The 1,501-nt window shown below is 61.2% G+C and carries 2 protein-coding genes; both read right to left on the reverse strand.

The annotated features are described in order from the left end of the window. Positions 1-195: 195 nt before the first annotated feature. On the reverse strand, positions 196-810 hold the full coding sequence (locus CEY15_RS17740; protein ID WP_095719500.1) for a PIN domain-containing protein: 615 nt from the start codon (positions 808-810) through the stop codon (positions 196-198). Positions 811-871: 61 nt separating this feature from the next. After that, on the reverse strand, positions 872-1,306 hold the full coding sequence (locus CEY15_RS17745; RefSeq protein ID WP_095719501.1) for a helix-turn-helix domain-containing protein: 435 nt from the start codon (positions 1,304-1,306) through the stop codon (positions 872-874). Between the last annotated feature and the right edge of the window lie 195 nt (positions 1,307-1,501).

The raw sequence follows: 1,501 nt of genomic DNA on the forward strand, positions 1-1,501 counted from the left end.
ATCGCCGGACTAGGCGTACCCACTGGCCCTACCTGCCAGGAAGAAAGTCAATCTCATGCACCGCTGCGCATCCCCTTGCCGACGTTCATGTTTGATCCAAATCCTGGATAAGTGTTCATATGTGAAGCTACCGCCCAGCATGGCCGGGTGGAGGTTCTTGAACGACTGGATCTATGTTTCAGCCATCTCAGTAGCTCAACTCTGCTTCGGGGCCGAGCTGGGCAGGGGGATCGTTTGTAGTCGGGCTCTGACGTACTCGGCGAAGTGGGGCGCCTGGGCTTGCCTGAGCTTGTTGGGCAGGGAGAAGCTGTGGCCTTTGCCTGTCCAGTGGATGAGCTGGGCGGTGATGACGGCGTCGACGACCTGGGGGGCGCTGTCGGCGACGAGGGTGAGGAACTCGTCAGCGGTGTGCACCTCGTAGGGGCATTCGTCAGGGTCGGGGTACAGGCCGGTGAAACCTGTGCGGTCGTTCGTCACGATGATGGCGACGCCTTCATGGATGGCGGCGCTGTGGACGTGCGCGTCGTACTCGTCCGGGTAGGTGACCGACTCGTCGATAGGAAAACCGCTGATGCGGTTCTCGCCCATGGGGGCCATCAATCGATCCCGGAGCGCTTCGATCTGCTGAGACGAGGCTCGGGGGAATCGTTTTCGGCGGTGGTACACCGCTTCGGCGAGGATGTCCTCGGTCCAATGAAAGGTCCATGAGCCGATGGTTTCGGTAGCGATGAGGCCGAACCAGGAGTGAAGTGTGGCGGAGCACCAGATGTTCGCGTCGGGAAGAACCGAGTGTGGTCGCACGATCGCCATGACCGCCACCCTATAAGTGCCCAGCGACACCGAGAGTGCCCCAGGGTGCCGCTGGGCAGGGTCAGGGGTTGTTGCTGGCGAGTTCGTCTTCCAGGTCCATGACGTCGAAGACGGCCTGCTGGCGTTCCAGGCGTAGCTCATCCTTCAATCTCAGAACGTCGGCGCTGCGCAGTCGATGGTGCGAGCCCACTTTGTGGGCGGGGATGCGTCCTTCACGGACGAGTTTCATCAACGTCGGTCGCGAAAGGCCGAGTAGGCCGGCGGCTGCGGTGGTGGTGAGGTTTTCCGGCATGGCCTCGATCGAGACCGGGCGACCCTCTGCCATCGCTTCGAGCACCAACTCGAAAACTCTCGCCACCTCGACAGGAAGCTCGGCGTCCTGACCGGATCCAATCTGGACGGGGTGCCCACCAAGTGATTGCACGAAGTCGCGAGCGGCAGACTGCTCGTCGGACGAGAGCAAGACCTCGTTGGTGGCTGCAATCGTGATCGTCATGGCGTCCCTCCTCGGCGACTCTGGGGCGTGTACCGGATGTGCGCTCCACGGTACGCAGTTGCACTTATAAGTGCAATAGTGCCCACATTGCACCAAAGTTGCAAACAGGGCCGCAAACCAAGTTGCCCCTTTAGGGTACACCCGTGCGGGACGATATGCCGCCGACCATCGCTGCTGTGTCGCAGGGTGATTTAT

This window comes from Dietzia natronolimnaea, from assembly GCF_002289575.1.
In the GTDB taxonomy this organism is placed as follows: domain Bacteria; phylum Actinomycetota; class Actinomycetes; order Mycobacteriales; family Mycobacteriaceae; genus Dietzia; species Dietzia natronolimnaea_A.